The 25,813-nt window shown below is 72.5% G+C and carries 22 protein-coding genes and 2 pseudogenes; 12 read left to right on the top strand and 12 right to left on the bottom strand.

The genetic code is table 11. From position 1 onward, the window contains the following. Positions 1-44 precede the first annotated feature (44 nt). Together JKV81_RS10370 and gcl are read right to left on the bottom strand one after the other, a co-directional pair. Positions 45-482, bottom strand: coding sequence for a DUF6083 domain-containing protein (locus JKV81_RS10370; protein ID WP_129266252.1), 438 nt, complete (start codon positions 480-482; stop codon positions 45-47). Between the two features lie 235 nt (positions 483-717). Beyond that, positions 718-2,502 carry a glyoxylate carboligase gene (gene gcl, locus JKV81_RS10365; protein ID WP_202075480.1) on the bottom strand — a complete coding sequence of 595 codons (1,785 nt, stop codon included), beginning with the start codon at positions 2,500-2,502 and terminating at the stop codon, positions 718-720. A 256-nt stretch (positions 2,503-2,758) separates the two neighbouring features. Here gcl and JKV81_RS10360 point away from each other — a divergent pair, with 256 nt between their 5' ends. After that, the gene (locus JKV81_RS10360) at positions 2,759-3,484 is read left to right on the top strand and encodes a hypothetical protein (RefSeq protein WP_129266250.1); all 726 of its coding nucleotides are present in this window, start codon (positions 2,759-2,761) and stop codon (positions 3,482-3,484) included. Positions 3,485-3,555: 71 nt separating this feature from the next. Next, a complete protein-coding gene (locus tag JKV81_RS10355) occupies positions 3,556-3,777 on the top strand; it encodes a hypothetical protein (RefSeq protein ID WP_129266249.1) in 222 nt (73 codons plus the stop codon). Positions 3,778-3,798: 21 nt separating this feature from the next. Here JKV81_RS10355 and JKV81_RS10350 read toward each other — a convergent pair whose 3' ends face one another. Both JKV81_RS10350 and JKV81_RS10345 read right to left on the bottom strand, forming a co-directional pair. Then, positions 3,799-5,406: an AMP-binding protein gene (locus tag JKV81_RS10350; RefSeq protein WP_129266248.1), complete on the bottom strand. Its 1,608-nt coding sequence runs from the start codon at positions 5,404-5,406 to the stop codon at positions 3,799-3,801. After that, a complete protein-coding gene (locus JKV81_RS10345; RefSeq protein ID WP_202075471.1) occupies positions 5,403-7,079 on the bottom strand; it encodes an AMP-binding protein in 1,677 nt (558 codons plus the stop codon). The genes JKV81_RS10350 and JKV81_RS10345 overlap by 4 nt, the downstream gene beginning before the upstream one ends. Positions 7,080-7,183: 104 nt before the next feature. Here JKV81_RS10345 and JKV81_RS10340 point away from each other — a divergent pair, with 104 nt between their 5' ends. Continuing rightward, positions 7,184-8,029, top strand: a complete 846-nt coding sequence (locus JKV81_RS10340; RefSeq protein ID WP_202075469.1) for a response regulator transcription factor — start codon at positions 7,184-7,186, stop codon at positions 8,027-8,029. A 33-nt stretch (positions 8,030-8,062) separates the two neighbouring features. Here the strand turns inward: JKV81_RS10340 and JKV81_RS10335 are convergent, their stop codons facing one another. Next, positions 8,063-9,184 (bottom strand): winged helix DNA-binding domain-containing protein, encoded by a 1,122-nt coding sequence (locus JKV81_RS10335; RefSeq protein WP_129266245.1) that lies wholly within the window; start codon positions 9,182-9,184, stop codon positions 8,063-8,065. Positions 9,185-9,300: 116 nt separating this feature from the next. Here JKV81_RS10335 and JKV81_RS10330 point away from each other — a divergent pair, with 116 nt between their 5' ends. Then, positions 9,301-10,170, top strand: a complete 870-nt coding sequence (locus tag JKV81_RS10330; RefSeq protein ID WP_187281701.1) for a DMT family transporter — start codon at positions 9,301-9,303, stop codon at positions 10,168-10,170. Positions 10,171-10,175: 5 nt separating this feature from the next. On the opposite strand, the gene JKV81_RS10325 is transcribed toward JKV81_RS10330, so the two are convergent. Beyond that, complete coding sequence (locus JKV81_RS10325) at positions 10,176-11,219, bottom strand: glutathione S-transferase family protein (protein ID WP_124275485.1); 1,044 nt, start codon at positions 11,217-11,219, stop codon at positions 10,176-10,178. Then, the gene (locus JKV81_RS10320; RefSeq protein WP_147982652.1) at positions 11,216-12,712 is read right to left on the bottom strand and encodes an MFS transporter; all 1,497 of its coding nucleotides are present in this window, start codon (positions 12,710-12,712) and stop codon (positions 11,216-11,218) included. Before JKV81_RS10320 ends, JKV81_RS10325 begins: the two co-directional genes overlap by 4 nt. A gap of 130 nt (positions 12,713-12,842) precedes the next feature. Between JKV81_RS10320 and JKV81_RS10315 the strand changes: the two genes are divergently transcribed. The 3 genes from JKV81_RS10315 (at position 12,843) to JKV81_RS10305 (ending at position 15,715) form a co-directional block, all read left to right on the top strand. After that, entirely contained in the window at positions 12,843-13,253 is a 411-nt protein-coding gene (locus JKV81_RS10315; protein ID WP_124275483.1) for a VOC family protein, read from the top strand. 72 nt (positions 13,254-13,325) lie between these two features. Further along, positions 13,326-14,537: a DUF1266 domain-containing protein gene (locus JKV81_RS10310; protein ID WP_307820514.1), complete on the top strand. Its 1,212-nt coding sequence runs from the start codon at positions 13,326-13,328 to the stop codon at positions 14,535-14,537. Further along, positions 14,534-15,715 carry a DUF1266 domain-containing protein gene (locus tag JKV81_RS10305; protein WP_202075465.1) on the top strand — a complete coding sequence of 394 codons (1,182 nt, stop codon included), beginning with the start codon at positions 14,534-14,536 and terminating at the stop codon, positions 15,713-15,715. Before JKV81_RS10310 ends, JKV81_RS10305 begins: the two co-directional genes overlap by 4 nt. A 30-nt stretch (positions 15,716-15,745) precedes the next feature. On the opposite strand, the pseudogene JKV81_RS36150 reads toward JKV81_RS10305, so the two are convergent. Together JKV81_RS36150 and JKV81_RS10300 are read right to left on the bottom strand one after the other, a co-directional pair. After that, positions 15,746-15,898: pseudogene (locus JKV81_RS36150) on the bottom strand (aldo/keto reductase); the annotation flags it as partial. Continuing rightward, positions 15,889-16,005, bottom strand: a pseudogene (locus tag JKV81_RS10300) (TetR/AcrR family transcriptional regulator); the annotation flags it as partial. The pseudogenes JKV81_RS10300 and JKV81_RS36150, both read right to left, overlap by 10 nt. A 244-nt stretch (positions 16,006-16,249) precedes the next feature. On the opposite strand from JKV81_RS10300, the gene JKV81_RS10295 reads away from it, so the two are divergent. Further along, complete coding sequence (locus JKV81_RS10295; RefSeq protein WP_202075464.1) at positions 16,250-18,682, top strand: DUF8508 domain-containing protein; 2,433 nt, start codon at positions 16,250-16,252, stop codon at positions 18,680-18,682. Between the two features lie 59 nt (positions 18,683-18,741). Here the strand turns inward: JKV81_RS10295 and JKV81_RS10290 are convergent, their stop codons facing one another. The 3 genes from JKV81_RS10290 to JKV81_RS10280 are packed head-to-tail and all read right to left on the bottom strand — an operon-like array spanning position 18,742 to position 21,170. Then, a complete protein-coding gene (locus JKV81_RS10290; protein ID WP_202075463.1) occupies positions 18,742-19,647 on the bottom strand; it encodes an alpha/beta fold hydrolase in 906 nt (301 codons plus the stop codon). 18 nt (positions 19,648-19,665) lie between these two features. Beyond that, positions 19,666-20,940: a beta-ketoacyl-[acyl-carrier-protein] synthase family protein gene (locus JKV81_RS10285; RefSeq protein ID WP_202075455.1), complete on the bottom strand. Its 1,275-nt coding sequence runs from the start codon at positions 20,938-20,940 to the stop codon at positions 19,666-19,668. Then, complete coding sequence (locus JKV81_RS10280; RefSeq protein ID WP_099175017.1) at positions 20,937-21,170, bottom strand: acyl carrier protein; 234 nt, start codon at positions 21,168-21,170, stop codon at positions 20,937-20,939. Before JKV81_RS10280 ends, JKV81_RS10285 begins: the two co-directional genes overlap by 4 nt. A 286-nt stretch (positions 21,171-21,456) precedes the next feature. On the opposite strand from JKV81_RS10280, the gene JKV81_RS10275 reads away from it, so the two are divergent. The 4 genes from JKV81_RS10275 (at position 21,457) to JKV81_RS10260 (ending at position 25,767) form a co-directional block, all read left to right on the top strand. Continuing rightward, on the top strand, positions 21,457-22,188 hold the full coding sequence (locus JKV81_RS10275) for a nitroreductase family protein (protein WP_202075453.1): 732 nt from the start codon (positions 21,457-21,459) through the stop codon (positions 22,186-22,188). Between the two features lie 226 nt (positions 22,189-22,414). Next, positions 22,415-23,962, top strand: a complete 1,548-nt coding sequence (locus tag JKV81_RS10270; protein WP_202075451.1) for a peptidoglycan-binding protein — start codon at positions 22,415-22,417, stop codon at positions 23,960-23,962. A 162-nt stretch (positions 23,963-24,124) separates the two neighbouring features. Continuing rightward, positions 24,125-24,550: a DUF3291 domain-containing protein gene (locus JKV81_RS10265; RefSeq protein WP_129266237.1), complete on the top strand. Its 426-nt coding sequence runs from the start codon at positions 24,125-24,127 to the stop codon at positions 24,548-24,550. Positions 24,551-24,933: 383 nt separating this feature from the next. Next, positions 24,934-25,767 (top strand): DUF3626 domain-containing protein, encoded by an 834-nt coding sequence (locus tag JKV81_RS10260; protein WP_202075449.1) that lies wholly within the window; start codon positions 24,934-24,936, stop codon positions 25,765-25,767. Positions 25,768-25,813: the final 46 nt, after the last annotated feature.

Genomic DNA, 25,813 nt, shown 5'->3' with positions numbered 1-25,813 from the left:
GCACCCCTGTGTCGTGTGCCGTCCGGTCTCGGCGGCCGGTACGGTCATCCCGCGTCCGGGAGCCCCTCGTCGGGCAGTTCGAACAGGCGCTGCATCCGCCGCCTGTTGTGCTCACGCAGGGCCGTCATCCACGGCCAGTGGTCCTCGCGCGCGAGGTAGGGGCAGGCGATGCGGTGCGGGATGCGGCACCTGGCGCCGGGGAGAGGTTCGGCGTCCCACAGGTTCAGCGCGGTGCCGGTCGAGGTGATGACCCAGCGCCGGCGCGGAGGGACCGTGTGGGCGGGGACCAGGATGCGGGGTTCCAGAAGGATCCAGTGGCCGGCGTACCCGGTGGCGTACCTGTCCTGCGGGAGGTCGCAGAACGGGCAGTCCGGCGGCTCCGGCGGCCCCGGGGCGGTGGCGCCTTCGAGCAGCGCCTGGAAGTCGTCGGAGATGTGGTCGGGCGGGTCCGGGCCGGGCCAGGTGTTCTCGGTGTCCCCCATGGGCTCATGATCCGGGCGCACCGGCGGTGCCGGTAGGGCGCGATCCGGCCGCGCGGGACGGTGCGGGACCCGCGCAGGTGCCGTGGGACACCACATGAGGCGCACCAGGACACGGCCGGCCCGCACCCCCGGGCCGGGCGACGACGGTCCCCGGACACAACACCCGGACACGACACCCGGACACGGCAACGGCCTCCACGACCACCGCGGTCGTGGAGGCCGGCGTCCGTGCGGGTCAGGACACCGTCAGCGGGCGGATCGCCGTAGGTGCGTGGCCCGGCTCGGAGGCCACGTCCTCGAACTCGTTGACCGAGGCGATGTCGCTCCCGCTCATCGAGATGTTCGTGACCCGCTCCAGGATCGCCTCGACCACGACCGGGACCCGGTGCTCGGCCGCGAGCTTCTTGGCCTCCTCGAAGGCCGACAGCAGCTGGTCCGGCTCGGTGACGCGGATCGCCTTGCAGCCCAGGCCCTCGACGACCTTGACGTGGTCCACGCCGTAGACGCCCAGCTCCGGGGAGTTGAGGTTCTCGAACTCCAGGTTGACCTGGAAGTCGATGTCGAAGTTGCGCTGCGCCTGCCGGATGAGCCCCAGGTAGGAGTTGTTCACCAGGACGTGGACGTACGGGATGCGGTGCTGCGCGCCGACGGCGAGCTCCTCCAGCATGAACTGGAAGTCGTAGTCGCCGGAGAGGGCGACCACGGAGCCGTCCGGGTCGGCCGTGGCGACGCCCAGCGCGGCGGGGATCGTCCAGCCGAGCGGGCCGGCCTGGCCGCAGTTGATCCAGTGGCGCGGCCGGTAGACGTGCAGCATCTGCGCCCCCGCGATCTGGGAGAGGCCGATGGTGGTGACGTACCGGGTCTCGGGGCCGAACGCCCGGTTCATCTCCTCGTACACCCGCTGCGGCTTCAGCGGGACGTTGTCGAAGTGCGTACGCCGCTGGAGGGTCGCCCTGCGCTCCTGCGTGGACGCCGCCCAGGCCGAGCGGTCCTTCAGCTCGCCCGCGGCCTTCAGCTCCCGGGCCACCTCGACGAAGAGCTCCAGCGCCGCCTTCGCGTCGGAGGCGATGCCGAGGTCGGGGGCGAAGATCTTGCCGAGCTGGGTGGGTTCGATGTCGACGTGGACGAAGGTGCGGCCCTCGGTGTACACGTCCAGCTTGCCGGTGTGGCGGTTGGCCCAGCGGTTGCCGATGCCGAGGACGAAGTCGGACTCCAGGAAGTTCGCGTTGCCGTAGCGGTGCGAGGTCTGGAGGCCGACCATGCCCGCGTTCAGCGCGTGGTCGTCGGGCAGGATGCCCCAGCCCATCAGGGTCGGGACGACCGGGACGCCGGTCAGTTCGGCGAACTCCACCAGGAGTCCGGACGCGTCGGCGTTGATGATGCCGCCGCCCGCGACGAGCAGCGGCCGCTCGGAGGCGTTGAGCATCTGGACGGCACGCTCGATCTGCTTGCGGCTCGCGGCGGGCTTGTGCACGGGCAGCGGCTCGTACAGCTCGGGGTCGAACTCGATCTCGGTGAGCTGCACATCGATGGGCAGGTCGATGAGGACCGGCCCCGGCCGGCCCGTGCGCATCAGGTGGAAGGCCTGCTGGAAGACGCCCGGGACCTGCGCGGCCTCCAGGACGGTGGTGGCGGCCTTGGTCACCGGCGCGGCGATCGAGGCGATGTCGACGGCCTGGAAGTCCTCCTTGTGGAGGACGGCGGTGGGCGCCTGGCCGGTGATGCAGAGGATCGGGATCGAGTCGGCGATGGCCGAGTAGAGGCCGGTGATCATGTCGGTGCCGGCGGGCCCCGACGTACCGATGCAGACGCCGATGTTGCCCGCCCGGGCCCGGGTGTACCCCTCGGCCATGTGGGAGGCGCCCTCGACGTGACGGGCCAGGGTGTGCTGCACCCCGCCGGAGGCCTTGAGGGCCGCGTAGAACGGGTTGATCGCCGCACCCGGCACACCGAACGCGTTGCTGACGCCTTCGCGCTTGAGGATCTCAACTGCCGCTCGGGCAGCGGTCATACGAGGCATGAGTGCTCCTGCTCGGACCTGGTGGAGTCGGGCTCTGTCGCGCCACCTGAGAGCGTTAATTCCACATTACGGAAACTTACTTCTGCTATGTGAAATCAATTTAGGGCGACCCGGCACCGCCGTCAAGGGAGAGCGGGGCGGGCGGCCGAGACCATCGGCCCGAAGTGCGCAAATCACTCCCCTGAACGTCGCTCCTGGTGGACGATGGGGGTACGGAACGCAGTCGCCGCCGCGAGGCGGAGGAAAGGGGCAGCACGTGGAGTCCGTACCGGTGCGCTGCCCGGTCTGCCGCCGGGACCACGCGTACATCACGCCGGTATATCCCTGCCCGTGCGGCTCGCCGACCGCCCCGCCGCTGATGCGCGGGGCGCCTGCCGCGCTCATCACGCACCGCACCTGGAACGACGACTGGGTGAGCGTGCGGTGCCATTCCTGCGGGCGCCGTGACCAGTGGCCCCATCCTGAACTCTGCTGCCCCTGCGGCGCGGTGCTGCGGATCCCCGTGCGCCCGGTGGCCACACCGCCGCCCGCCGAGGGCGGTTCACCCGGCCCGTCCCACATACCGCTGCCGCGGACCGCCGCCCATCCACGGCCGTCGTTCAGGCCCCTGGTCATACGGACGGCCCGGGACGCGGTGAACACGGCGGCGCTCTACCTGAGATGGCTGGGCTTCCGCGACATCGTCCAGCCCGAGGTGCGCCCCGCGTCCCGGATCGACCTCAGGGCCACCGGTCTCATCGCGCAGGTCGACGCGACGACGCGGCCGACCTCGCTGCGCGACGTCGAGTGCCTCTGGCTGAACGCCCTCAACACCTCGGTGTCCGGAGCCCTGTTCTCCCTGGCGGGCTACACGGACGAGGCCCGTTCACGCGCGGACGGCCTCGCCATCCCGCTGTTCGTCCTCGACCTCACCGGAACCCCGCAGCCGGTGAACGGCCCCGCCGACGAACTGGTCAGCGTCGGACCCGCCCCCGCCGAATGATTTCGGTCACCTGTGCCCAGCCAGCCGCATATGTTCGAGCTGTTGTCAGTATGAGGACGTAGAGTGAAGGCATGGTCTTAACTCCTCGGCTTCCCGCACACGCCGCCCCCGTATTCCTGACCCAGCCCGTCCACCCGTCCGTCGTCGAGGCCAACGACGCCATTCGCGCCCTCGTCGACTCGCGGGCCGGCCAGGACTGGACACAGGTGGAGGCCGCGGAGTACGAGGTGCTGCTCATCGAGTGGGCCGCGGCAACCCAGGGGATAGGCTCCGGCGTCATCGAGGCCGCCTGATCCGGCGGCCCCCGGCGCGGGCTACGCGCCGTACCCCTCCCGCAGTTCGACCTTCCGCACCTTACCGCTGACGGTCATCGGGAACGCCTCCAGGATCCGCAGCCCGCGCGGGATCTTGTAGTGCGCCAGCCGCTCCTCGCAGTACGCCGTCACCTCGTCGAGCGTCGGCGGATCGGCCGGGTCACGGGGGATCACACAGGCCAGGATCTCCTCGCCGTACCGCTCGTCGGGCACCCCGACCACCTGGACGTCCGCGATCTTCGGGTGTCCGTAGAGGAACTCCTCGATCTCACGCGGGTACACGTTCTCGCCGCCACGGATGATCATGTCCTTGATCCGGCCGACGATCTGGACGTAGCCGTCCTCCCGCATCGTCGCGAGGTCCCCCGTGTGCATCCAGCGCCCCGCGTCGACGACTTCGGCGGTCCGCTCCGGCTGATCCCAGTAACCGAGCATCACGCTGTAGCCCCGGGTGCACAGTTCACCGGACTCACCGCGCGGCAGGGTCACGCCCGTCACCGGGTCGACGACCTTCACCTCGATGTGCGGCATCACCCGGCCGACCGTGCCCGTGCGGCGCTCCAGGTCGTCCTCCCGCCGGGTCTGCGTGGAGACCGGCGAGGTCTCCGTCATGCCGTAGCAGATGGACACCTCGTCCATGTGCATCTCCGCGACGACCCGCTTCATCACCTCGACCGGGCACGGCGATCCCGCCATGATCCCGGTGCGCAGCGAGGAGAGGTCGTACGAGGCGAAGTCCGGCAGACCGAGCTCCGCGATGAACATCGTGGGCACGCCGTAGAGCGAGGTGCAGCGCTCCTGCTGGACGGCGGCCAGCACGGCCGCGGGCTCGAAGGCGGGCGCGGGGATCACGATGCAGGCGCCGTGCGAGGTGATGCCGAGGTTCCCCATGACCATGCCGAAGCAGTGGTAGAAGGGGACCGGCAGACAGACCCGGTCCTCCTCGGTGTAGGCGACCATCTCCCCCACGAAGTAACCGTTGTTGAGGATGTTGTGGTGGGAGAGCGTGGCCCCCTTCGGGAATCCGGTGGTCCCCGAGGTGTACTGGATGTTGATCGGGTCGTCGCACGACAGCTCCGCCTCGCGCGCCGCGAGCTGCCCGGCCGTCACGGAGTGCGCGGCGGCGGTCAGCTCGTCCCACGAGGGGTCGCCGATGAAGTGGACGGAGCGCAGCGCGGGGCAGTCGGGGCGGACCTGCCGGACGAGTGCGCGGTAGTCGCTGGTGCGGTGCGCGAGGGAGGCGATCAGGACGGAGATCCCGGCCTGCTTCAGGACGTACTCCAGCTCGTGCGCGCGGTAGGACGGGTTGATGTTGACCATGACGGCGCCGATCCGGGCCGTGGCGTACTGGACGAGGACCCACTCCGGGCAGTTGACCGCCCAGATGCCGACCCGGTCGCCCTTCTCCACCCCGGACGCCATCAGCCCGCGGGCCAGCTCCTCGACGGCGGCGCCGAACCCGGCGTACGTCCAGCGGCGTCCGGACGCCACGTCGACCAGGGCCTCCCGCTCCCCGTACGCCTCGACGGCCCGCTCCAGGTTGCGTCCGATGGTGTCGCCGAGCAGTTCCGTGGTGCTGGTGCCGTGTGCGTAGGACAGGCCGGTCATCGCAGGTCCCCCTCGTCGAACTCGGTGCCGGTGCCCTGCGCCGTGCGCTCGCGCAGCTCGATCCTGCGGATCTTCCCGGAGACGGTCTTGGGCAGCTCGGCGAACTCCAGCCGGCGGATGCGCTTGTACGGGGCGAGGACCGCCCGGGAGTGCTCGAACAGCACCTTGGCCGTGTCGGGGCCGGGTTCCCAGCCCTCGGCGAGCACGACGTACGCCTTGGGGACGGAGAGCCGCAGCGGGTCGGGGGCCGGTACGACCGCCGCCTCGGCGACCGCCTCGTGCTCCAGCAGGGCGCTCTCCAGCTCGAACGGCGAGATCTTGTAGTCGGACGCCTTGAACACGTCGTCGGCCCGGCCCACATAGGTGATGTAGCCGTCCTCGTCCCGGGCGCCGATGTCACCGGTGCGGTAGTAACCGCCCGCCATGGCCTCGGCGGTGCGCTCCGGGTCACCGTGGTACCCCGTCATCAGGCCGACGGGGGCGGTGGCCAGGTCGAGGGAGATCTCGCCCTCCGCCGCGCCCGGTTCGCCGGTGACCGGGTCCAGCAGCTCGACCTTGAAGCCGGGGCTGGGCCGCCCCATGGAGCCGGCCTTCAGCAGCTGTCCCGGTGTGTTGGCGACCTGCACGGCGGTCTCCGTCTGCCCGAAGCCGTCGCGGATGGTGACGCCCCAGGCGCGCCGGACGCTCTCGATGACCTCCGGGTTGAGCGGCTCACCGGCCGCGACGACCTCACGCGGCGGTGTCTTCAGCTGCGCGAGATCGGCCTGGATGAGCATCCGCCAGACCGTCGGCGGCGCGCAGAAGCTGGTGATCGCGGAACGGTCCATCTCGGCCATCAGCCGGGCGGCGTCGAACCGGGTGTAGTTGAAGATGAAGACCGTGGCCTCGGCGCTCCACGGCGCGAAGAGGTTCGACCAGGCGTGCTTCGCCCAGCCGGGTGAGGAGATGTTCAGATGGACGTCGCCGGGCTTCAGCCCGATCCAGTACATCGTCGACAAGTGGCCCACGGGGTAGGAGACATGGGTGTGCTCGACGAGCTTCGGGCTGGCCGTGGTGCCCGAGGTGAAGTAGAGCATCAGGGGTTCCCCGGCGTCGGTCTCACGGTCCGGGGTGAAGGTCTCCGACGCCTCGTCCGCCCCGCCGTAGGAGAGCCAGCCTGCCCTCTCCTCACCGACGCAGATCCGCGTGTAGTCGCCGGGCACCTCGTCGAACTTGGCGGCGTCCTCCGACCGTACGAGGACGTGGCGGACCCGGCCGCGCTCGACCCGGTCGCGCAGATCAGCCGGCCCCAGCAGCGGGGTGGCCGGGATGACGACGGCGCGGAGCTTCATCGCCGCCAGCGCCGTCTCCCACAGCTCGGTCTGGTTGCCGAGCATGACGAGGATCCGGTCGCCCGCGGCCACGCCCTGCTCCCGCAGCCAGTTCGCCGCCTGGCCGGAGCGGGCCGCCATACGGGCGAAGGACACCTCGGTGCGGCCGCCGTCCTCCTCCACGATGTGCAGGGCGGTGCGGTCGTTGTCCTCGGCGATGACGTCGAACCAGTCGAGCGCCCAGTTGAAGTAGTCGGGGCGGGGCCAGCGGAAGCCCTCGTACGCCGTGGTGTAGTCCTCACGGTGTTCGATCAGGAAGTCCCGGGCAGCCCGGAACGTCTCCGTCGCACTCGTTGCCGGCATGTGCCCTCCTCGTCGTGAACCCGTCCTTTAACATCATGTGAACAGTGACCCAGATCTCACCACCCCCGGACGGGGGTAGGTCCGGCAGGGCGGAGAATCCCGGTATGGCGGAACCGGGCGAGGCGACCGAGCTGCGGGCGGCCCTGCTCGGGCTGCGCCGGACGAGCGGGCTGCCCGTGGTCTTCGGCGGGCTGCTGTCCGACGCCCGTCACGCCCGGATCTCCGAGCTGAGCGGCGCGCAGACGCCGGCCCTGCGCGGGCTGGTCATCTCGGCGGGCAGCGGCCTCGGCGGAAAGGCGATGGCCCTGTCACGCCCGTGCGCGGTCACGGACTACCGCTCCTCGCGCCACATCAGCCACGAGTACGACACGGCGGTCGCGGCGGAGGGCCTCCGCTCGGTCGTGGCGGTGCCCGTCGTCGTACGCCGGACGGTGCGCGGTGTGCTGTACGGGGCGCTGCGCGAGCCGCTCACGCTCGGGGACCGTACGTTCGACGCGGCGGCGTCGGCGGCCCGGGACGTGGAGCAGGCCCTGGCCGTCCGGGACGAGGTGCAGCAGCTGCTGGCGGCGACCCGGGAGCAGATCACCGATCCGGGTGCGGTGCCGGGCACCTGGGAGGACGTCCGCGAGGCCCACCGTGAGCTGCGCGCCCTGGCCCCGAAGATCGTGGACCCGGAGCTGCGCGAGGAGCTGCTGGCGGTGTGCGGGCGGCTCGCGTCGGCCGCGGGGCCGGACCGGGACCATGCGGCGGGGCGGGTGCGGCTGGCGCCGCGCGAGGTGGATGTCATCGCCTGCGTCGCCTCGGGTGCCACGAACGCCTCGGCGGCCGAACGGCTGGGGCTGCGTCCGGAGACCGTCAAGAGCTATCTGCGGTCCGCGATGCGGAAGCTGGGGGCGCACACCCGTCTCGAGGCGGTGGTGGCGGCGCGCCGCGCGGGCCTGCTGCCGTAGGGCGGACGCCCCGGAGCCGTACGGGAGGCCGTCTCAGTCCCCGAAGTCCACGAACGTGGCGAACCGGACGTCATGGGTCGGCGCCCCGGACATCACCGTCTGGAGGTCCACGGCCTCCTGCGTGATCTCCTCACGGAGCGCCGGGCCGAGCTCGCCCAGCGCCTGGACGGTGAGGACCGAGGTGTCCGGGTCGGTCTCGTCGAGGCGCCAGAGCGCGGCGAGGAACCCGTCGGCCAGGACGGTCCCGTAGACCTGGTTGCCCACGCCGTTGCGGCCCTTGTACGCGGGCGGGATCACCCTGGTCCGGTCGGCGTGGCCGAGCAGGACGTTGTCGAACTCGGGCAGGAAGCGCGGCGGGGCCGGGGTGTCGGGGTCGGGGCGCGGGGCGTCGGGCAGGTCGAAGAGCTCGACGCCGTTCTCGTCGCGGAAGGTGACGAGCCGGGGGCGCAGGCGTTCGAAGACCTCACGCATCCGGGTGAGTCCGGCCCACGTCTGCATGTCCTTCACCGAGGCAGGTCCGAAGGCCCCGAGGTAGCGCAGCACGGCCGCGTCGGGCGTGGCCGCAGGCCGCGGCGGGGTGTCCAGCCAGTGCTCGGCGGTCGTCAGGGCGACCTGCCCGCTGCGCCCCCACACCCCCCGCGGGGTGACCTGGACCAGCGGCAGCCGGCAGCGGGCGGCGACCGCGAGGGCCCGGGGGTCGGCGTCCGGCCAGTGCGGGAGGAGCTCCTCCCGCAACTCCTTCATGGTGCGCGGCCGTTCCTCGACGAGCTCTCTGGCGAGCGCGGCCAGCCGGTCCAGGTCCACCCCCGTGAGCCCCCTGCGGAACATGCTGAGCTCACGGTCACGGGCCGGCTGGACCAGGGGGCGCAGGGTGAGGGCGTCCTCGGCGGTGTGGGTGTGGATGGTGGAGCGCAGGCTGACGATCCTGACCACCTCGCGGGACTCCATCAGCGCCGAGAGCTCGGCCGGGTCGAAGTCCTCCAGCCGCGAGAAGAGCTGGAAGTAGGGCGGCCTGGTGTTCTGGGCCTGCAGACCGACCAGGTGGCTGACGGCGTCCTTCGCCGGCACTGCGGCGCGGCGGAGCAGCAACTGGCGTTCCATCGTCGCCCTGTTGAGTGCGCGGGTGGAGAGCACGGGAGCGTTCCTGTCGGCCATGGTCCGCAGATTACGCGGCTCCGTCGGCACCGGCCCCGGAAACAGCCGGTACCCGCGACACCCCACGGATGCGCTGCACCGCGTACCGGGTGGGGTCGGCCCTCATGATGGGGCGCGTGATCAGTGTCCTGTTCGCCGTCCTGACCGCTCTCAGCAACGGCACCGCCTCGGTGCTCCAGCGCCGTGCCGCCCTGAAGGTGCCCGACAGCGAGGCGATGCACCTGTCGCTGATCGGGCATCTGCTGCGCCAGAAGGTGTGGCTCGCCGGGATCGGCCTCGTGATCGTCGCCGCCGTCTGCCAGGCGGTGGCGCTGGCCACGGGCCCCATCGCCGTGGTCCAGCCGATCTTCGTGATCGAGCTGCCGGCGACCCTGCTGGTCGCGGGGTTCGTCATGCGGGTCGGGGTGCCGCGCCCGGTCTGGTTCGGGGTGGCCGCCGTGACGGTGGGCCTGGCCCTCGGCATGGCCTCCGCGGCCCCGGTCGGCGGCAGCGACGACGTCCAGGGGGCGGCCTGGATCCCGGCCCTGGTGGCGACCGGGATCTTCGAGGCGGTGCTGATCGGCACGGCGCTCGGCACCTCCGGCAACGCCCGGGCGGCGCTGCTGGGGCTGGCCGCGGCGTGCGGGTACGCGCTGACGGCCGCGCTGATGAAGGACGCCATGTCACGGCTGGACAGCGACGGTGTGGTGGGGCTGCTGACGGCGTGGCAGCTGTACGCGACCGCGGCGGCCGGGGTGGGGGCGCTGTTCCTCCTCCAGAACGCGCTCCAGGCCGGCTCGCTGGTGGCGGTGCAGCCGATGCTGACGCTCGGGGACGCGCTGATCAGCATCACCTACGGGGTGACGCTGTTCGGCGAGGAGCTGCGCACGGGGTGGTGGCTGCTGCCGCAGTTGATCGGGGTGGCGCTGATCGCCACCGGGTGCGTCGTCCTCGCCCGCTCGCCGCTGGCGACGGCGAGCCCGGAGCCGTCCCCCCGGGTGCGGTGAGCCGGTCAGGGCCGCCCGCTCGCCGGGACCTCCTCGCCGGGCGGCACAGGCCCGGGCGGGGTGCCGTCGCCGAACGGCCGGCCGCCCAGCTGCTCCCGGTGGTGCGGGGTGTTCCAGCCCGACAGGTCGGGGCCGAGCGGCACGATGCCCGTCGGGTTGATGCCGGTGTGCACCTGGTAGTAGTGCCGCTTGATGTGGTCGAAGTCGACGGTGTCGCCGAAGCCCGCGGTCTGGTAGAGGTCGCGGACGTACGCCCACAGGACGGGGTCCTCGGCGAGCTTCGAGCGGTTGCACTTGAAGTGCCCGTGGTAGACGGCGTCGAAGCGGACCAGGGTGGTGAACAGCCGGATGTCCGCCTCGGTGATCGTGTCGCCGACGAGGTAGCGCTGTCCGGCGAGGCGTTCGGAGACCAGGTCCAGACGGCGGAACACATCGACGTACGCCGCCTCGTACTCGGCCTGCTCGGAGGCGAACCCCGCCCGGTAGACGCCGTTGTTGACGTCCCGGTAGATGCCGTCCATCACCTCGTCGATCTCGGCGCGCAGCCGCTCCGGGTAGAGGTCGGGGGCGCCGGGCCGGTGCAGGGCGGTCCACTCGGTGGCCAGGTCCAGGGTGATCTGCTGGTAGTCGTTGGTGACCAGGGCCCGGGTCGGCACGTCGACGATCGCGGGCACGCTGACCCCGCCCGGGTAGTCGCGCTCCCGTGCGTCGTACGCCTCGCTCAGATAGCCGATGCCGAGCACCGGGTCCTTGCCGCCCTCGTCGAGGGTGAAGCGCCAGCTGCGGTCGTCCTGGATGGGGTCGGCGACGGCCAGGGAGAGGGCGCTCTCCAGGCCGAGGAGCCTGCGTGAGACCAGGGCGCGGCTCGCCCAGGGGCAGGCCCGGCTGACGACCAGGCGGTAGCGCCCGGCCTCGACGGGCCAGCCGTCGCGGCCGTCGGCGGTGATGCGGTCGGCGAAGTGGCTGCGGGAGCGCTTGAAGGGCTTGTGGCCGTACGCGGTGTTCCCGTCCTTCTCCCGGGCCTGTTCCTGGTCCTGGGTGTCACTCATGGTGTTCCCTTCGGGGCGTCGGTGGCTTCGGGCGTCGTCCTGCGTCTCTTTCCCCGCCTGCCCGCCACGACGTCGGCCAGTGCCACGACGAGGGCCGCGAGGACGAAGGCGACCGAGACGAGGAGGCCGTGGTCGTAGGCCCCCGCCCAGTCGCCGGGGCCCAGCCGGGCGAAGAAGACCGAACCCACCGCGGCGATCCCGATGGACGAGCCGACGCGCTGGCTGGTCTGGAGGGTGCCGCCCGCGCTGCCCGCGTTGCCGACGGGGACCTCGGAGAGGGTGAGGGTCTGGTTGGGTGCGATGACCAGTCCGCTGCCCAGGCCGGCCAGCAGCAGCGGGGCGGCCATCGCGAGCCCGGCGCCCCGTCCCGGCACCAGATGCGCGGCCAGCGCGGTGAACCCTAGCCCGACGGCGACCATGGTGAGTCCCACGACGATCAGGGGCCGCCCGAACCGGCCGACCAGCCGGCCGCCGATGCTCGCCGACGCACCCGCGCCCAGGGCGAACGGGGTGATCGCGAGGCCGGCCTCCAGGGCGCTGTAGTGCAGCCCGGACTGGAGGTAGAGCGTGCTGATGAAGAAGATCGAGGTGAACCCGGCGAAGTACAGCAGGATCATCAGGCAGCCCAGCCAGAAGGTCCGGAGCCGGAAGAGGGCCAGATTGAGCACCGGCTGGACGCTCCGGCGCGTGCAGCGCGACTCCCAGGCGACGAACGCCGCCAGAAGGACCACGGCCGCCGGCACCAGCAGCCACTTGCCGTCGCCCGGCCACTGCTGGGCCTGGACGAACGGCAGCAGCAGCACGAGGACACCCGCGCCGAGCAGCAGGACACCGACGGGGTCCAGGTCGCGCGGGCGGACCCGGCCCGCCGACGGGGTGTCGGGGAGCAGCCGCCTGGCCAGCAGGAGGCAGACGGCCCCGATCGGCAGGTTGACGTAGAAGACCCAGCGCCAGCCCTCCTCCGCCCCGGCCACCTGGATCAGGAGACCGCCCAGAAGAGGGCCGACGGCGGTGGAGATGCCGACGACGGTGCCGAACATCCCGAAGGCGCGGCCCCGCTCGCGTCCGGAGAACATCTGCTGGATCAGGGCGGAGATCTGGGGCGAGAGCAGCCCGCCCGCCGCGCCCTGGAGGAGCCGGGCGATGACGAGCCAGAGGCTGGACTGGGCGGCCCCGCAGGCGGCGGAGGCGAGGGTGAACAGGGTGAGCCCGGCCATGAACACCGCGCGCCGCCCCCGTGCGTCGCCGAGACGGCCGCCGGGGATCAGGACGAGACCGAAGGCCAGCGCGTAGCCGGACAGCACCCACTGGAGGTCGGACTCCGGGGTGTCGAGCCCCTCCTTGATGGACGGCAGCGCCACATTGACGATGGAGACGTCCAGCAGCGTCATGAAGCCCGCCACCAGACATACGGCGAGGGCACGCCAGCGACGGGGGTCGGAGGGGCCGGGGCCGGGCGCGCCCGTGGCCTGGTGCTCCGTACTCTCAGCCATGTCCCGCACCCTAGTTCGCGTCCGGCCGGTCATCGTCCCGGGCGCGCCGGGCGGCGGCACGGTGCGCCTCCGTCAGCGGCGGACGGCACCGTCCCGGCGTGCCGGGCCCCATCGGGGGTACCGATGGGGCATGACTGTGGGGAAAACGAGCGTTCTGGTCCTGGACTGCGGCGAGCCGGTCGAGCTCGCGGACTTCTATGCGAGCCTCCTCGGCGGGGAGACACGGATCGGCAGCGATCCCGACTTCGTCGAGATCGTCGGCAACACCGGTGTGCACCTGGCCGTCCGCCGCGACCACGGCTACGCGCCGCCTAGCTGGCCGCGCCCGGAGGACTCCCAGCAGGCGCATCTGCGCATCCTGGTGGACCCGGGAGACATGGACGAGGCCGAGCGCGAGGCGATAGGCCTCGGCGCCCGGCCGGTGGACACGGGCGACAACAACAGCGGCCCCCGCGACGTCCGTGTCTACGCGGACCCGGCCGGGCACTCGTTCTCGCTGGCCGTGTATCCGGCCCCGCCGCCGTCCGGGAAGCCGGCCTAGGCCGGGCCGGGCAGGGCCGGCGGCTCTCGGGCCGACGCCCCGGCAGGCGGAGGGGTTCCGTAGGATTCCACCGTGACGACGGGGACGGGAACGACGGGGCCGGGTGCTCCGGGAGCAGGCGCGGCGGGGGCACCGGAAGCCGGGTCCGCCCCGCCGGCCGGGACCGGGGAGCCGCTGCACTCCGCGGCGGCGGCCGGCCACCGCGACGCGGTCCTGGACGCCCTGGCCGGGAGCAGGCTCTTCGTGCTGGTCGCCCGGCTGCACGCGGACACCCCCGGCTTCACTCCCCCGATCCCCACGCAGCCCGATCCGGCGGCGCCGGGCCGGCGGTGTGTCACGGTCCTGACGTCCGCGGCGCTGCCGCCCTGGCACCCCGACTGGGTGTTCGAGGCGATCGGTCTCGACGAGCTCGTACGGCGCTGGCCGGGCGGGGTCCGGTGGCTGGCGGTCGATCCGGGCACGCCGTACGCCGTGACGCTGGAGGCCGGGCCCGTGCGCCGCAGGGCGTGGCTGAAGGCCCACGCACGGTCCGGCGGGCCGCGGGCCGGTCTGCTGCTGACCCGTCCCACAGGTCCGCTCGACGGCCCCGTGGCGCGCGGTCTGGCCCTCGGCGCCCATCTCGCCGTGCACAACGGCCTCGTCTGGAACGACCTGGGTGCCGCCTACGAGGGATACACGACGGACCGCTACCGGCTCCGCCGTCCCTGGGGCGTGCAGGACCGCGCCGCTTACCGGGAGACGCTCGAAACGCTGCTGGCGACCCGGCTCGTCGGCCGTACGTACGAGTCGGTGCTCCGGACCAGGCACACGCTCGCCCGGCGGCTGGACCGCACCCCCACGGTCGCCGAGTGGTCCGGTGCGCTCGCCGATGCGCTGGCACGGCGCCGGTCCTCACAGGCGGAGGCGGCGGAGGCCCATGAGGCGCTGCGGCTGGCCGTCACGTACGAGGACCGGTTCCGTGCGGACGGGGTCCTGGGCGTGGGCGAACGGATCGACACCCTGGCCGCCTTCGACCACGGCCGGGCGGTCAACGTCGTACGGCTCGCGCTGGGCGCCCGTCTCTGTGATCCGGGGGAGGCCGAGCAGGCCGTGCTGCGGATCGGCGCCGTGGCCGCACAGGCGTACGGCTCCTGGGCGGAGTTCTCCCTCGGTTACTCCCTGGCCCGCGTCCTGCACTTCGGCCCGGACGACCCGTCAGGGGTGAAGTACGAGCAGTCGCTCGCCCAGCACCGCGTCCTGACGCGGGACCCCGACAGCCCCTACCGGAAAATCGCCTGGTCATGAATCCGCTGCCCTCCCACCCCGGTCCCCTCGCCCATGGCGTCCCCTGGGTGTCGCCGTCCGTGACGGAACACCTGCTGCACGAGGCGGGGGCACGCGGCGACGCCGAGGCCCAACTGCGGGTGCTGGCCGGTGAGGAGCTGTACATCGTGGCTCCGAAGGCCGAGGTGGACGCGGATCCCGACAGCATCACGTGGCGCTCGTACCGGGACGAGGCCGGCCGCAGCTGCCGGCCGGTGCTCACCCGGGGGATGCTGCCGCCGTGGCATCCGGAGTGGGTGTTCCACGCCGTCTCCCTCAAGTGGGTGGCGGAGTTCGGCTGGCGCGACCCCGGGCAGCTGCTGTCCGTCAACGCGGGGACCCCGGCCCAGATCCTCTTCCCGGCGACGCCCCCGCACCGGGCGCTGTGGCTGCGTTACCACGCGGAGAACGACCGCCCCCGGGGCGACCGGCTGATCGCGCTGAGGCACGGGGCCCTCCACGGTCCGCTGGCCTACGGGCTGGCCTGCGGGGCGCATCTCGCCGTCGGCAACGGTGTGCCGTGGAACGAGGTCGGCACCGCCTACCACGAGTACGCCTGCGAGCGGCAGCTGCTGCGCGACTCCTGGGGCATCACCGAACCGATCGCCTGGCGCCGGCAGTTGGGCTATCTGCTGGATGCGCGGAACAGCCCGGCCGAGCCCGATTTCGTCCTGCGGGTGCGCGAGCAGCTCGCGGCCGGGCTCGGTGAGCAGCCCTCGGCGGAGCTGTGGCGCGAAACGGCCGCCGGGCACGCCCAGGACATCGGTGTGGGCCACGGCACGGTCAGGGACATCGAGGAGCTGGTGCGCCGGATCCTCAGGTACGAGGCCCGGTTCCGCGCCGACGGACTGCTGCCGCCGGACGGCCGGGTCACCACGACCGTCGCCTACGACTACGGGCGCGCGGTGAATCTGGCCCGGTGGGGTCTCTCCGCCCGCTTCTGCGTCCCGCACGAGGCCGAACAGGCCATCGTGCACGCCGGCGCGCTGAGCAGGTCGGCCTACCGCTCCTGGGAGGACTTCTCCGCGGGGTACGCGCTGGGCCGTGTGCTGCGGTTCGACGGTGAGGACTACGGCAGCTTCTACCAGGACAACGTCACCGCGCACCGTCTGCTGACGGAGAGCGAGGGCAGCCCGTGGCGGAACATTCCCTGGCGCTGACCTCGCTCTCCGAGCCGGGTGTCCGGCGCGTCAGTAGGAGGACCGCCGGGCCGAACGGCGGCGCAGGGCCGGTTCGGTGAGGGACGGCGGTGTGTAACCGGTGTCGCGGGCCGAGAGGTTGGTGCCGGGCGGGACGATCTCGTCGATCCGGTCGAGGACGTCCTGGCTCAGCCGCTCAGGGTCACCGCGCTCACCGGCATCTCGTCCAGCATCGCGGCAGCGGCGTCCAGGATCGCCCGGCGGCGGACTTCGCGCTGCTCCTCGCTGCGTGCACGCTGGCAGCCACTCATACGGACACTTTGCGGACCACCGGTCTTTTGGCATCGGACCACGGCGTGCAGGTCCGAGTCCGTCGGTGCCCGAGGTGCCGCCCGAGACGGCCCGCAGCCCCAGGCGCCCCGGCCGCCGCGCACGCCACCCCAACTGCCCGGCCGGAAGGGGCGGATGACGCCCGGAATTAACCTCCGGTCTCTTGTCACGGCTGGTCTACGCGCATAGCTTTTTGCCCTCACTACACATTTGGGGGCAGTTCCCGTGCACATAGCCAGACCCGGCTCCGCCCTGCTGGCCGCCGCCGTCGCCGTGACCCTGTCGGTGACCGCGCTGCCCGCCGCCTTCGCGGCACCGTCGTCGTCGGCCGTCATCTCCGAGGTGTACGGCGGCGGGGGCAACTCCGGCGCGACGCTCACCCGTGACTACATCGAGCTGGCCAACGCGGGCGGGAGCTCGTTCGCGCTGTCCGGCTTCAGCGTCCAGTACCTTCCGGGGACCCCCTCCGCCGGATCGCTGTGGCAGGTCTCCGCGCTGTCCGGCGCCGTGGCGCCCGGCGGCCGCTACCTCGTCGCCCAGGCCGCGGGCACCGGTGGCACCGTGGCGCTGCCGGCCGCCGACGCGACCGGCACGGTCGCGATGTCCGCGGCCAGCGGCACCGTCGCGCTCGTCTCCGGCACCACCCCGCTGACCTGCAAGACCGCGGCCGAGTGCGCCGCCGACACCAGGATCGTCGACCTGGTGGGCTACGGCTCCGCCGTGGTGCGCGAGGGCAGCGGTCCGGCGGTGGGCGCCTCCGCCACCGACTCCGTGGCGCGTGGCACCTCGCTCGCGGACACCGACGACAACGCCGCCGACCTGACGGCGGGCGCCCCGACGCCCGTCAACGCGGCGGGCGAGACCTCCGGGGGCACCGGTCCCGGCGAGCCCGGCGGGCCGACCGAGCCCGGCGGGCCGACCGAGCCCGGCACGGTGCGGGTGCACGACATCCAGGGCACGACCCGTCTCTCCCCGCTCGCCGGGCAGGCCGTCACCGGTGTCCCGGGCGTCGTCACCGGCGTACGGTCCACGGGGTCGCGCGGCTTCTGGATCCAGGACACCGCACCGGACGACGACGCCCGTACGAGCGAGGGCCTGTTCGTCTACACCGGCTCCGCGGCCCCCACCGTGGCCGTCGGTGACTCCGTGCTGGTCAGCGGCAAGGTCGCCGAGTACTACCCGGCCACCGACGCCCAGTCGCTCACCCAGATCACCGCCCCGCTGACCACGGTCCTGTCCTCGGGCAACGCGCTGCCGGCCCCGGTCGTCCTCGACGCCGCCTCGGTGCCCGACGCGTACGTGCCGACGGCCGGCGGCGGTTCGATCGAGTCCCTCGCCCTCGACCCGGCGGCGTACGCCCTGGATCTGTACGAGTCGCTGGAGGGTGCCCGTGTCACGATGGCCGACACCCGGGTGACCGGCGCGACGACGGCGTACGACGAGGTCTGGGTGACGGTGAAGCCCCGGGAGAACCCGACCCGGCGCGGCGGCACGCTCTACTCCTCCTACGAGGACCAGAACACCGGCCGCCTCAAGGTGATGTCGCTGGACGCCGCGCAGCCCGTCCCGGCGGCGGATGTGGGCGACGTGCTGTCCGGGTCCACCACGGGCGTCGTCGACTACGCGTCGTACGGCGGTTACAACGTCCAGGCCACCCGGCTGGGCACACTGAAGGACAACCACCTCAAGCGCGAGGTGACCCGGAAGCAGAAGCGCCAGGAGCTCGCCGTCGCCACGTACAACGTGGAGAACCTCGACGCGGGCGACGAGCAGGCCAAGTTCGACACGCTCGCCCAGGGCGTGGCCGTCAGCCTCTCGTCCCCGGACGTCGTGTCACTGGAGGAGATCCAGGACGACAACGGCGCGGTGAACGACGGCACCGTGGGCTCCGAGGCGACGCTGAAGCGCTTCACGGACGCGATCGTGGCGGCCGGCGGCCCCCGGTACGCCTGGCGCTACGTGGCGCCCGCCGACGGCAAGGACGGCGGTGAGCCGGGCGGCAACATCCGTAACGTCTTCCTCTTCAACCCCGCCCGGGTCGACTTCGTGGACCGCCCCGGCGGCGACGCGACCACCGCGGTGAAGGCGGTGAAGACGAAGAAGGGTGCCACGCTCTCCGTCTCGCCCGGCCGGATCAACCCCACGAGCACGGCGTGGAACAGCAGCCGCAAGCCGCTGGTGGGCGAGTTCCGCTTCCGTGGTGAGTCGGTGTTCGTCATCGCCAACCACTTCGCGTCCAAGGGCGGCGACCAGTCCCTGCACGGCCGCTACCAGGAGCCGGTGCGCAGCTCCGAGACGCAGCGGGTGCGGCAGGCGGAGGAGGTCAACACCTTCGTGACCTCACTGCTGAAGGCGGACCGGTCGGCCAAGGTGGTCACGCTGGGCGACCTGAACGACTTCGCCTTCTCCCCCACCGTGAAGACGCTGACCAAGGGCAAGGTCCTCAGGCCGCTGATCACGACGCTGCCCGCGGGTGAGCAGTACAGCTATGTCTACGACGGCAACTCGCAGACGCTGGACCACATCCTGACCAGTCCCGCCGTGCGGCGCTTCGACTACGACGTGGTGCACATCAACGCGGAGTTCGCCGAGCAGGCGAGCGACCACGACCCGCAGATCGTGCGGATCGACGTGAAGGGCCAGGGCCACCGGCACTGACACGGACCCGGGTGGCGGGCCGCGACGGCGGTCCGCCACCCCGGGGTCGCCCCGTGACCTCAGCGCGGTGCGGGCGAACCGGTCCGTGCCTGGTGCGGGAGCCGGGCCGCGGCCGGGTCGAGGGGCTGGTCCGTGAAGAAGCGCGTCACGAGGGCGGCGACCTCGTCGGACCGCTCCAGCACCACCCAGTGGTCGGACTCCGGGAGGGTGAGGAAGCGGCTTCCCTCGATCGTCCCGGCGAACTCCCGCTGGATCTGAGGCGGAGTCACCGTGTCGTGCTCCCCGGCGAAGACCAGGGCCGGTACGCCCGAGAGTCCGCCCGAGAAGTCGGGCCGGTCCCCCAGCGCCCGCCGCAGCGAGTCGGCGGCGTGCGCGGAGTGGGTGAGCGCGTGCAGGAAGGAGCGCCGCACATAGCGCCGGGCCAACTCCCGCCGGTGCACAGGGCGTTCCGGGTCCAGGCACATCAGCCCGTCGGCGGCCAGCGTCGCGAAGCCCTCGGCGTCCCCGTCGGCCAGCGCCTGCGTCGCCCGCTCCCAGTGGACCCGCCGGTCCTCACCGATACGGGTGGGTACGCCCCCGAGGGCGAGCCGGGCGACGCGCTCCGGGGCGTGCTGCGCCCAGCCGAAGGCGATGGCCGCGCCGTAGGAGAAGCCGAAGAGGTTGACCCGGGCGGCGCCCAGGTCGTCGATGATCCCGGTGACCGCGTCCCGCAGGACCGGGGCGCTGGGGCCGGGCGGCAGCGGGTCGGCCGAGCCCATGCCGGGCAGGTCGGCGGTCACCACGTCGGCCACCGGGCCCAGATGGTCGTCCATCTGCGGCCAGCCGAACATGCCCTGCAACGCGCCGCCGATCACCAGGACCGGTTCGGTGGCGGGCGCTCCGCCCGCGGCCGGGTCGCGGGGCAGGAGACGGTAGCCGTAGCGCAGTCCGTCCACGGTGAGGGACCGGATGATCTCCTCGGGCATGATGCTCCTCGCTTCCCGTCAGGCTCTGGTGAGCACGAGCGCCGCGTTGTGGCCGCCGAAACCGAGCGAGGTCTTCACGGCGCAGTCGAACACGGCGCGCCGGGCCTCCTTGCCCACCACCTCGACGGGGATCGCGGGGTCGGGGGCGTCGAGGTTGCCCGTCGGCGGGACGAGCTGGTGCTGGAGCGCCAGGACGGTCAGCGCCGTCTCGATGCCGCCCGCGGCGCCCAGCGTGTGTCCGGTCATGGCCTTCGTCGAGGTGACGAGGGGGTGGTCGCCGAGGACACGGCGGAGCATGGTCGCCTCGATGAGGTCGTTGGCGACGGTCGAGGTCCCGTGGGCGTTGACATGGCCGATGTCCACGGGGTCGATGCCGGCGTCGGCCAGGGCCGTGCGCAGCGCGCGCTCGATGCCGAGTCCGTCGGGGTCGGGGGCGACGGCGGAGTGGGCGTCGCTGGACGCCCCGTAGCCGGCGACCCGGGCGCGGACGGTGGCGCCGCGGGCGCGGGCGTGGTCGGGGTGCTCCATGACGAGGAGGCCGGCGCCCTCGCCGACGACGAAGCCGTCGCGGTGCGTGTCGAAGGGGCGGCAGGCGGCCTGGGGGTCGTCGCGGCGGGTGGAGACGGCCCGCATCTGGCAGGCGCTGGCGATCAGGAGCCGCGAGCGGACGGATTCGGCGCCGCCCGCGACGACGATGTCGCAGGCCCCGGTGCGCAGCATCTGGTGGGCGGTGCCGATGGCGACGGTGCCCGACGAGCACGCGGTGGAGACGGCCTGGCTCGGGCCGTGCACACCGAGGTCCATGGCGACGCTGCTGGCGGCGCCGTTGACGACGCTGAGCGGGGCGAGCTTCGGGGAGACGCGGCGCGCGCCGCGCTCGGTGAGGGTGGTGTGCTGCTCGTCGTAGAACGGAAGGCCGCCGTGGGCGGAGCCGATGACGACGGCGACGCGTCCGCTCTCCCAGACCGAGGGGTCGAGCCCCGCGTCGGCGACCGCCTCACGGGCGGCGATGACGGCGAGCTGGGAGAAGCGGTCCATCAGCCGCAGGGCGGCGACCCCGAGGGCGGCCCGGGTGTCCAGTGCGTCGACGGTGTACATGAAGTCGCAGGGCAGCCCGTCGAGTTCCGGCAGGTGCGGTACGGAGGGGGCGGCCGTCGTGTCGCACACGCCGCGCCAGGCCTCGTCGGCGCCCACACCGGCGGCGGTGACCAGACCGACCCCGGTGACCGCGGCGGCGAACGGCTCGATGCCCGGCCGGGCGGACCTGCGTGCGAACGGCCCCCGGCCCGTCACGCGCCGGCCTTGGTGCGCACGGCCTCGACCAGATGGCCGACGGTGTCGCGCGACGACAGGACGACGTCCTCCAGATCGACGTCCATCCGGTCCTCGATGAGGAGCCTGAGCTCCTCCAGGGCGAGCGAGTCCAGCCGCAGCTGCCGGAGCGGCACCTCGGGCCGGATGGCCTCGGGATCCGTTCCGAAACTGGCGACGAGCAAGGCGCTGATCTCTTCCGAGGTGCTCATGAGGACGCTCCTCCGCTCTCGGGACGCGGTGACGCCGGCCGCGTGGGGGGTGGGATGGCCATCGGGGACGCCGGCTGCTCGGGAGGGACCCTTTATACGCCTTCGCGGCGGCCGTTCCCGACCTCGTTCCCCCGTGAGGAGGGGGGACGGCCAGGTGTGCGATTCCGCTGCCCCGCAGGGGCGTTCGGGTGATCGAGCCCGGCGGCGGGACGCGCGCGGGGCGGTGGGGAAGGAGGGTGCCGGCGGGGCTGCCCGTTCCGCGCGGTGCGCCGTACACTCCGCGATCATGACCTTCGAAACGGTGTACGCCGACGCGCCCGCGCCCGACGGGCCCGCCCTCTTCCCGACCATGTCCACCATGCGCGCGATGCGCCGTCTCAAGCCGGACGCCGTTCCGGACGAGACCATCGACCAGCTCATACAGGCGGCCGTCTGGGGACCCAGCGGCGGCAACATGCAGTGTTACGAGTACGTGGTCGTCACCGACCGCGCGGTGATGGCCGAGCTGGCGCCGCTCTGGAAGCGGTGTGTGGACGCCTACCTCGCAACGACCGGCAAGCACGCGCCGGAGGGCATGGACGAGGCCGCGTACGGGCGGATGGTGGCGGCCATCGAGTACCAGCGCGACCACTTCGCCGAGACCCCGGCGCTGATCATCCCCTGCTACAAGTTCCCCGAGCCCCGGTTCGACGAGGAGGGCCTGGGGATCTACGCCGAGTCGCTCGGCCCGGCCGGGCTGGAGCACATGACGAACACGCAGACGCGCTTCCAGGCGCTCGCGGAGGGCTCCTGCGTCTATCCGGGCGTCCAGAACGTCCTGCTCGCGGCGCGGGCGCTGGGGCTCGCGGCCAACCTCACCATCTGGCACCTGATGCTGGAGCAGGAGTGGAAGAAGGCCCTCGGGATCCCGTCGGACACCCACACCTTCGCCGCCATCCCGGTGGGGTGGCCGCAGGGCAACTTCGGTCCGGTCCGCCGCCGTCCGGTGGCCGATGTGGTCCACCGCGACCGCTGGTAGACGCACCCGTGCGCCGTCACCCCCTCGTGGGGGTGACGGCCCCTCGGGCGGACCGTCGGACGGACCTCCGTCGTCACCTCAACTCCATTGGAGTGAAAGGGTTTTGGACACACGGAGGCGACATTGTCATGCCCTGGGGCGATCGATAGCCTGTGCGGACTCAGCGGCCCCCGGCCCTCCCCACCTGCCCGGCGGCCGTCCTCTCCCCCACAGACCTGGAGCAGGTATGCCCCGACGTCCCGCCGACCACACCCGAGGTCGCGCAGCCGTTCTGGCCTCTCTCACCGTCACCGCGCTCGTCGCCACGGGCCACCCGGCCGGCGCCGTACCCGCCGGGGCGGACCCGATGAACCAGGCGTTCGAGCAGGCCGCCGAGAAGTACGGCGTACCGCGCGACCTGCTCGCCGCCGTGGGCTACGGCGAGACGCACCTGGACGGTCACGCCGGGCGCCCCAGCCAGGACAACGGCTTCGGCGTGATGCACCTCGTGAGCAACCCCGTCAACCACTCCCTGGAGAAGGCCGCCGAGCTGACGGGTGAGTCCACGGCCGATCTGCGCAAGGACACCGAGGCCAACATCCTGGGCGGCGCGGCCGTCCTGCGGGACCACGCCGACGCCCTCGGCCTGGACCCGGCCGAGCGGGCGGACATCGACGCCTGGTACCCGGCCGTGGCCCGCTACAGCGGGACCGAGGGAGCCGTCGCCGCCCTCTACGCGGACACCGTCTACACCTTCCTCGCCCAGGGGCTGCGGGCCACCGTCGCCGGCGGCGAACAGGTCACCGTCACCTCCCGCCCCGTCTCCCCCGAGAAGGGCCCCCTGGCGAAGGCCGACATCACCGCCAAGAGCGAGGACTACCCCTCGGCGCTCTGGGTGGCCGCCAACTCCGCCAACTTCGCGACGGGCCGCACGGCGACGGTGGACAAGGTGGTCATCCACGTCACGCAGGGCTCGTACGCCGGGACCATCAGCTGGTTCCAGAACGCGACGTCGAAGGTCAGCTCCCACTACGTGGTCCGCTCCTCCGACGGCCAGATCACCCAGATGGTGCGCGACAAGGACACCGCGTACCACGCCAAAAGCGCCAACGCCTCGTCACTCGGCATCGAGCACGAGGGGTTCATCGACGACCCGTCGTGGTTCACCGACCCCATGTACCGCTCCTCGGCCGCGCTGACGGCGTACCTGTGCGACCGGTACGGCATCCCCAAGGACCGGTCGCACATCATCGGGCACAGCGAGGCCCCCGGCAACGACCACACCGACCCGGGCGCCAACTGGAACTGGACCTACTACATGCAGCTCGTGGGCAGCGGCACCGGCAGCGGCGCCGACGGGCTGAGCTTCGGGTCGTACGCCACCCAGAAGAGCGGCTCGACGGGGACCCAGGTGAAGGCCGCCCAGACCCTGCTGAACCAGCAGGGTTACGACGCCGGCACCGAGGACGGCGTCTTCGGGACCCGCACGGAGAGCGCCGTACGGGCGTTCCAGACCGCCCGCGGCCTCGACTCCGACGGCGCGGTCGGCCCGAGGACCTGGACGGCGCTGCTCTCCGCGGGCACCACGCCGACGCTGACCACCGGCGCGTCGGGCGAGCCGGTGAAGCGGCTCCAGCGGGCGCTGACCGCGGCGCTCGGCAGAACCGTCACCGTCGACGGGGCCTTCGGCGCGAACACGGACAAGGCCGTACGCGACTACCAGAGCGCGCGGGGCCTGTCGGCCGACGGCAGTGTGGGACCCGACACCTGGAAAGCCCTGCAGGCCGGGCTCTGAGCCTCCGCCGCGCCGCACCCGGGCGCCCCGTGCTCCCACCGCCGACGGCGGGGGCACGGGGCGCTTTCGACTGTCCGGCGCATTCCACTGGCGTTGGGGAGTGGCACTCTCTAACATGGAGAGCAGACAGCACCACTATCTATATCGAAGGTGAGTAGCGCGATGCCGACTCTGCCGTGGGTCACCCCCCAGCCGCCGCCGTCCGAAGGCACGACCGTGGTCATGGCCTCGCGCTTCGAGGTCCGTTCGCTGCGCGACGTCCCGCGCTTCTTCATCAAGTCGATGGCCGCGTGGAAGCAGGTGCGGTCCGCGCCGGGGGCCTTCGGCGCCTCGCTCGTCGCCCAGCCGGGGAAGCGGGTGTTCTACACCCTCTCGGCCTGGGAGAGCCGCGAGGCGATCTACGCCTTCGCCGGGACGGAGCCGCACCGCGGCATCATGACCGCCCTCAGGCCCACGATGCGCACCTCGACGTTCACCTTCTGGGAGGCGCCGGTCGGGCAGCTCCCGATCACCTGGGACGAGGCGAAGCGGCGTATCGAGGAGCAGCGCGCGACGGACGCCGACGGGCAGGGAAGCGCGGCGGCCTGACACCGCCCCGGCCGCCCGTGCGCTCCGGTGCGCACCCGCGGGGTGCGGGTGCGCCTTCCCGTGCGGCACGCGTCCGGGCGAGTCTGGGCGCTGTCGGCACCCGGCCGACGGGACCCGGAGGGCGGTCGGACATGGCTCGTACGCAGTCGGCATGCGGAGCACTCACGCAGAAGGGCACGCGCTGTCAGCGGCTGGCGATGAAGGGGGCGTCCCGGTGCGACCGGCACCGGGGTGACTGGTCGAGGTACACCGTCGCCCGGCGCAAGGCGCGTGAGAAGGCGGCCCGCCGCCGCTAGGGGTGAGCGGACCGCCTCGGCCCGCTCGCCGACAGGAGGTGAGTGGACCGCCTGCTGACACGGTCGGCGCTCGGGCAGAATGGGCCGATGAGCGCCGACCTCTCCCCCGCCCGGGCGCGGGCCCTCAGCCATGTCGCCTCGCTGTCGACCGGGCCGCCCCTGGACCCGTCCCTGCGCGTGACGCTGAACTTCCACCCCGACCGCGTCAGCGGGGGTCTCACGGTCCTGGAACGGCTGGCGCGGGACGGCGTGTACGTCTCGCAGTTCGTCACGGGCACCAGCAACGGCGGCCTCACCGCGCACCCGGGCGGCGACCGGTGGCGCTGGGAGAGCCGGATCTTCGGCGGCGCCTACGACGGGGCGGGCGCCCATGAGCGGCCGGTCTACGGCGCGCTGGACTTCCGCCGCTCGCCCTACGGCGCGGCCCCGCGCTTCGGCTCCGCGCACTTCAGGCTGAGCGCGGAGGCCCTGCCCCACGCCACGTTCTGCTATCCGGACAGCTTCCTGGAGCCGACGGACTTCGGGGTGGCTGCGGCCGGGCACCGGCTCATCGCACTCGCCGAGGCCGACGCGCGGGACGCCCTGGACGACTACATCGAGGCCCAGGTGCACGGCCCCGTCCGGCTCGACCGCCATGTGGAGGCCCTCGTCCTCGACCCGTGCTTCCAGGGCACGGAGGTCGAGAAGGCGGCCGGCGCGCTGCCCTGCCCGGTGGAGTGGCACGACGGATACCGGCTCTCCACCGAGGAGTTGAGGCGCCATCCGGAGTACCGGGGCCCGGAGTACGTCGAGCTGGGCGCCGCCCTCGCGGTCGGCGGGTTCCTCGACGCCCGGATCATCGGGGAGGCGGCCCTGACCGGCCGGCACGATCCACAGGACCTCAAGCGGGTCTGGCACTGCCTGGCGCGCTTCGGACGGTGAGCGGGCCGGCTTCCGGCCGTACGACGCGGAGGTCCCGCACCCCACG

It is taken from the genome of Streptomyces silvae, from assembly GCF_016745505.1.
GTDB classification, from domain to species: domain Bacteria; phylum Actinomycetota; class Actinomycetes; order Streptomycetales; family Streptomycetaceae; genus Streptomyces; species Streptomyces silvae.
This window is presented reverse-complemented; position numbering and strand designations above follow the sequence as displayed.

What these genes read in the sequence shown, in the direction of transcription:
- JKV81_RS10370 (WP_129266252.1), bottom strand. Translation starts at nt 482, where the DNA reads ATGGGGGACACCGAGAACACCTGGCCCGGCCCGGACCCGCCCGACCAC.
- gcl (WP_202075480.1), bottom strand. Translation starts at nt 2,502, where the DNA reads ATGCCTCGTATGACCGCTGCCCGAGCGGCAGTTGAGATCCTCAAGCGC.
- JKV81_RS10355 (WP_129266249.1), top strand. Translation starts at nt 3,556, where the DNA reads ATGGTCTTAACTCCTCGGCTTCCCGCACACGCCGCCCCCGTATTCCTG.
- JKV81_RS10350 (WP_129266248.1), bottom strand. Translation starts at nt 5,406, where the DNA reads ATGACCGGCCTGTCCTACGCACACGGCACCAGCACCACGGAACTGCTC.
- JKV81_RS10345 (WP_202075471.1), bottom strand. Translation starts at nt 7,079, where the DNA reads ATGCCGGCAACGAGTGCGACGGAGACGTTCCGGGCTGCCCGGGACTTC.
- JKV81_RS10340 (WP_202075469.1), top strand. Translation starts at nt 7,184, where the DNA reads ATGGCGGAACCGGGCGAGGCGACCGAGCTGCGGGCGGCCCTGCTCGGG.
- JKV81_RS10335 (WP_129266245.1), bottom strand. Translation starts at nt 9,184, where the DNA reads ATGGCCGACAGGAACGCTCCCGTGCTCTCCACCCGCGCACTCAACAGG.
- JKV81_RS10325 (WP_124275485.1), bottom strand. Translation starts at nt 11,219, where the DNA reads ATGAGTGACACCCAGGACCAGGAACAGGCCCGGGAGAAGGACGGGAAC.
- JKV81_RS10320 (WP_147982652.1), bottom strand. Translation starts at nt 12,712, where the DNA reads ATGGCTGAGAGTACGGAGCACCAGGCCACGGGCGCGCCCGGCCCCGGC.
- JKV81_RS10315 (WP_124275483.1), top strand. Translation starts at nt 12,843, where the DNA reads ATGACTGTGGGGAAAACGAGCGTTCTGGTCCTGGACTGCGGCGAGCCG.
- JKV81_RS10305 (WP_202075465.1), top strand. Translation starts at nt 14,534, where the DNA reads ATGAATCCGCTGCCCTCCCACCCCGGTCCCCTCGCCCATGGCGTCCCC.
- JKV81_RS10290 (WP_202075463.1), bottom strand. Translation starts at nt 19,647, where the DNA reads ATGCCCGAGGAGATCATCCGGTCCCTCACCGTGGACGGACTGCGCTAC.
- JKV81_RS10280 (WP_099175017.1), bottom strand. Translation starts at nt 21,170, where the DNA reads ATGAGCACCTCGGAAGAGATCAGCGCCTTGCTCGTCGCCAGTTTCGGA.
- JKV81_RS10275 (WP_202075453.1), top strand. Translation starts at nt 21,457, where the DNA reads ATGACCTTCGAAACGGTGTACGCCGACGCGCCCGCGCCCGACGGGCCC.
- JKV81_RS10270 (WP_202075451.1), top strand. Translation starts at nt 22,415, where the DNA reads ATGCCCCGACGTCCCGCCGACCACACCCGAGGTCGCGCAGCCGTTCTG.
- JKV81_RS10265 (WP_129266237.1), top strand. Translation starts at nt 24,125, where the DNA reads ATGCCGACTCTGCCGTGGGTCACCCCCCAGCCGCCGCCGTCCGAAGGC.
- JKV81_RS10260 (WP_202075449.1), top strand. Translation starts at nt 24,934, where the DNA reads ATGAGCGCCGACCTCTCCCCCGCCCGGGCGCGGGCCCTCAGCCATGTC.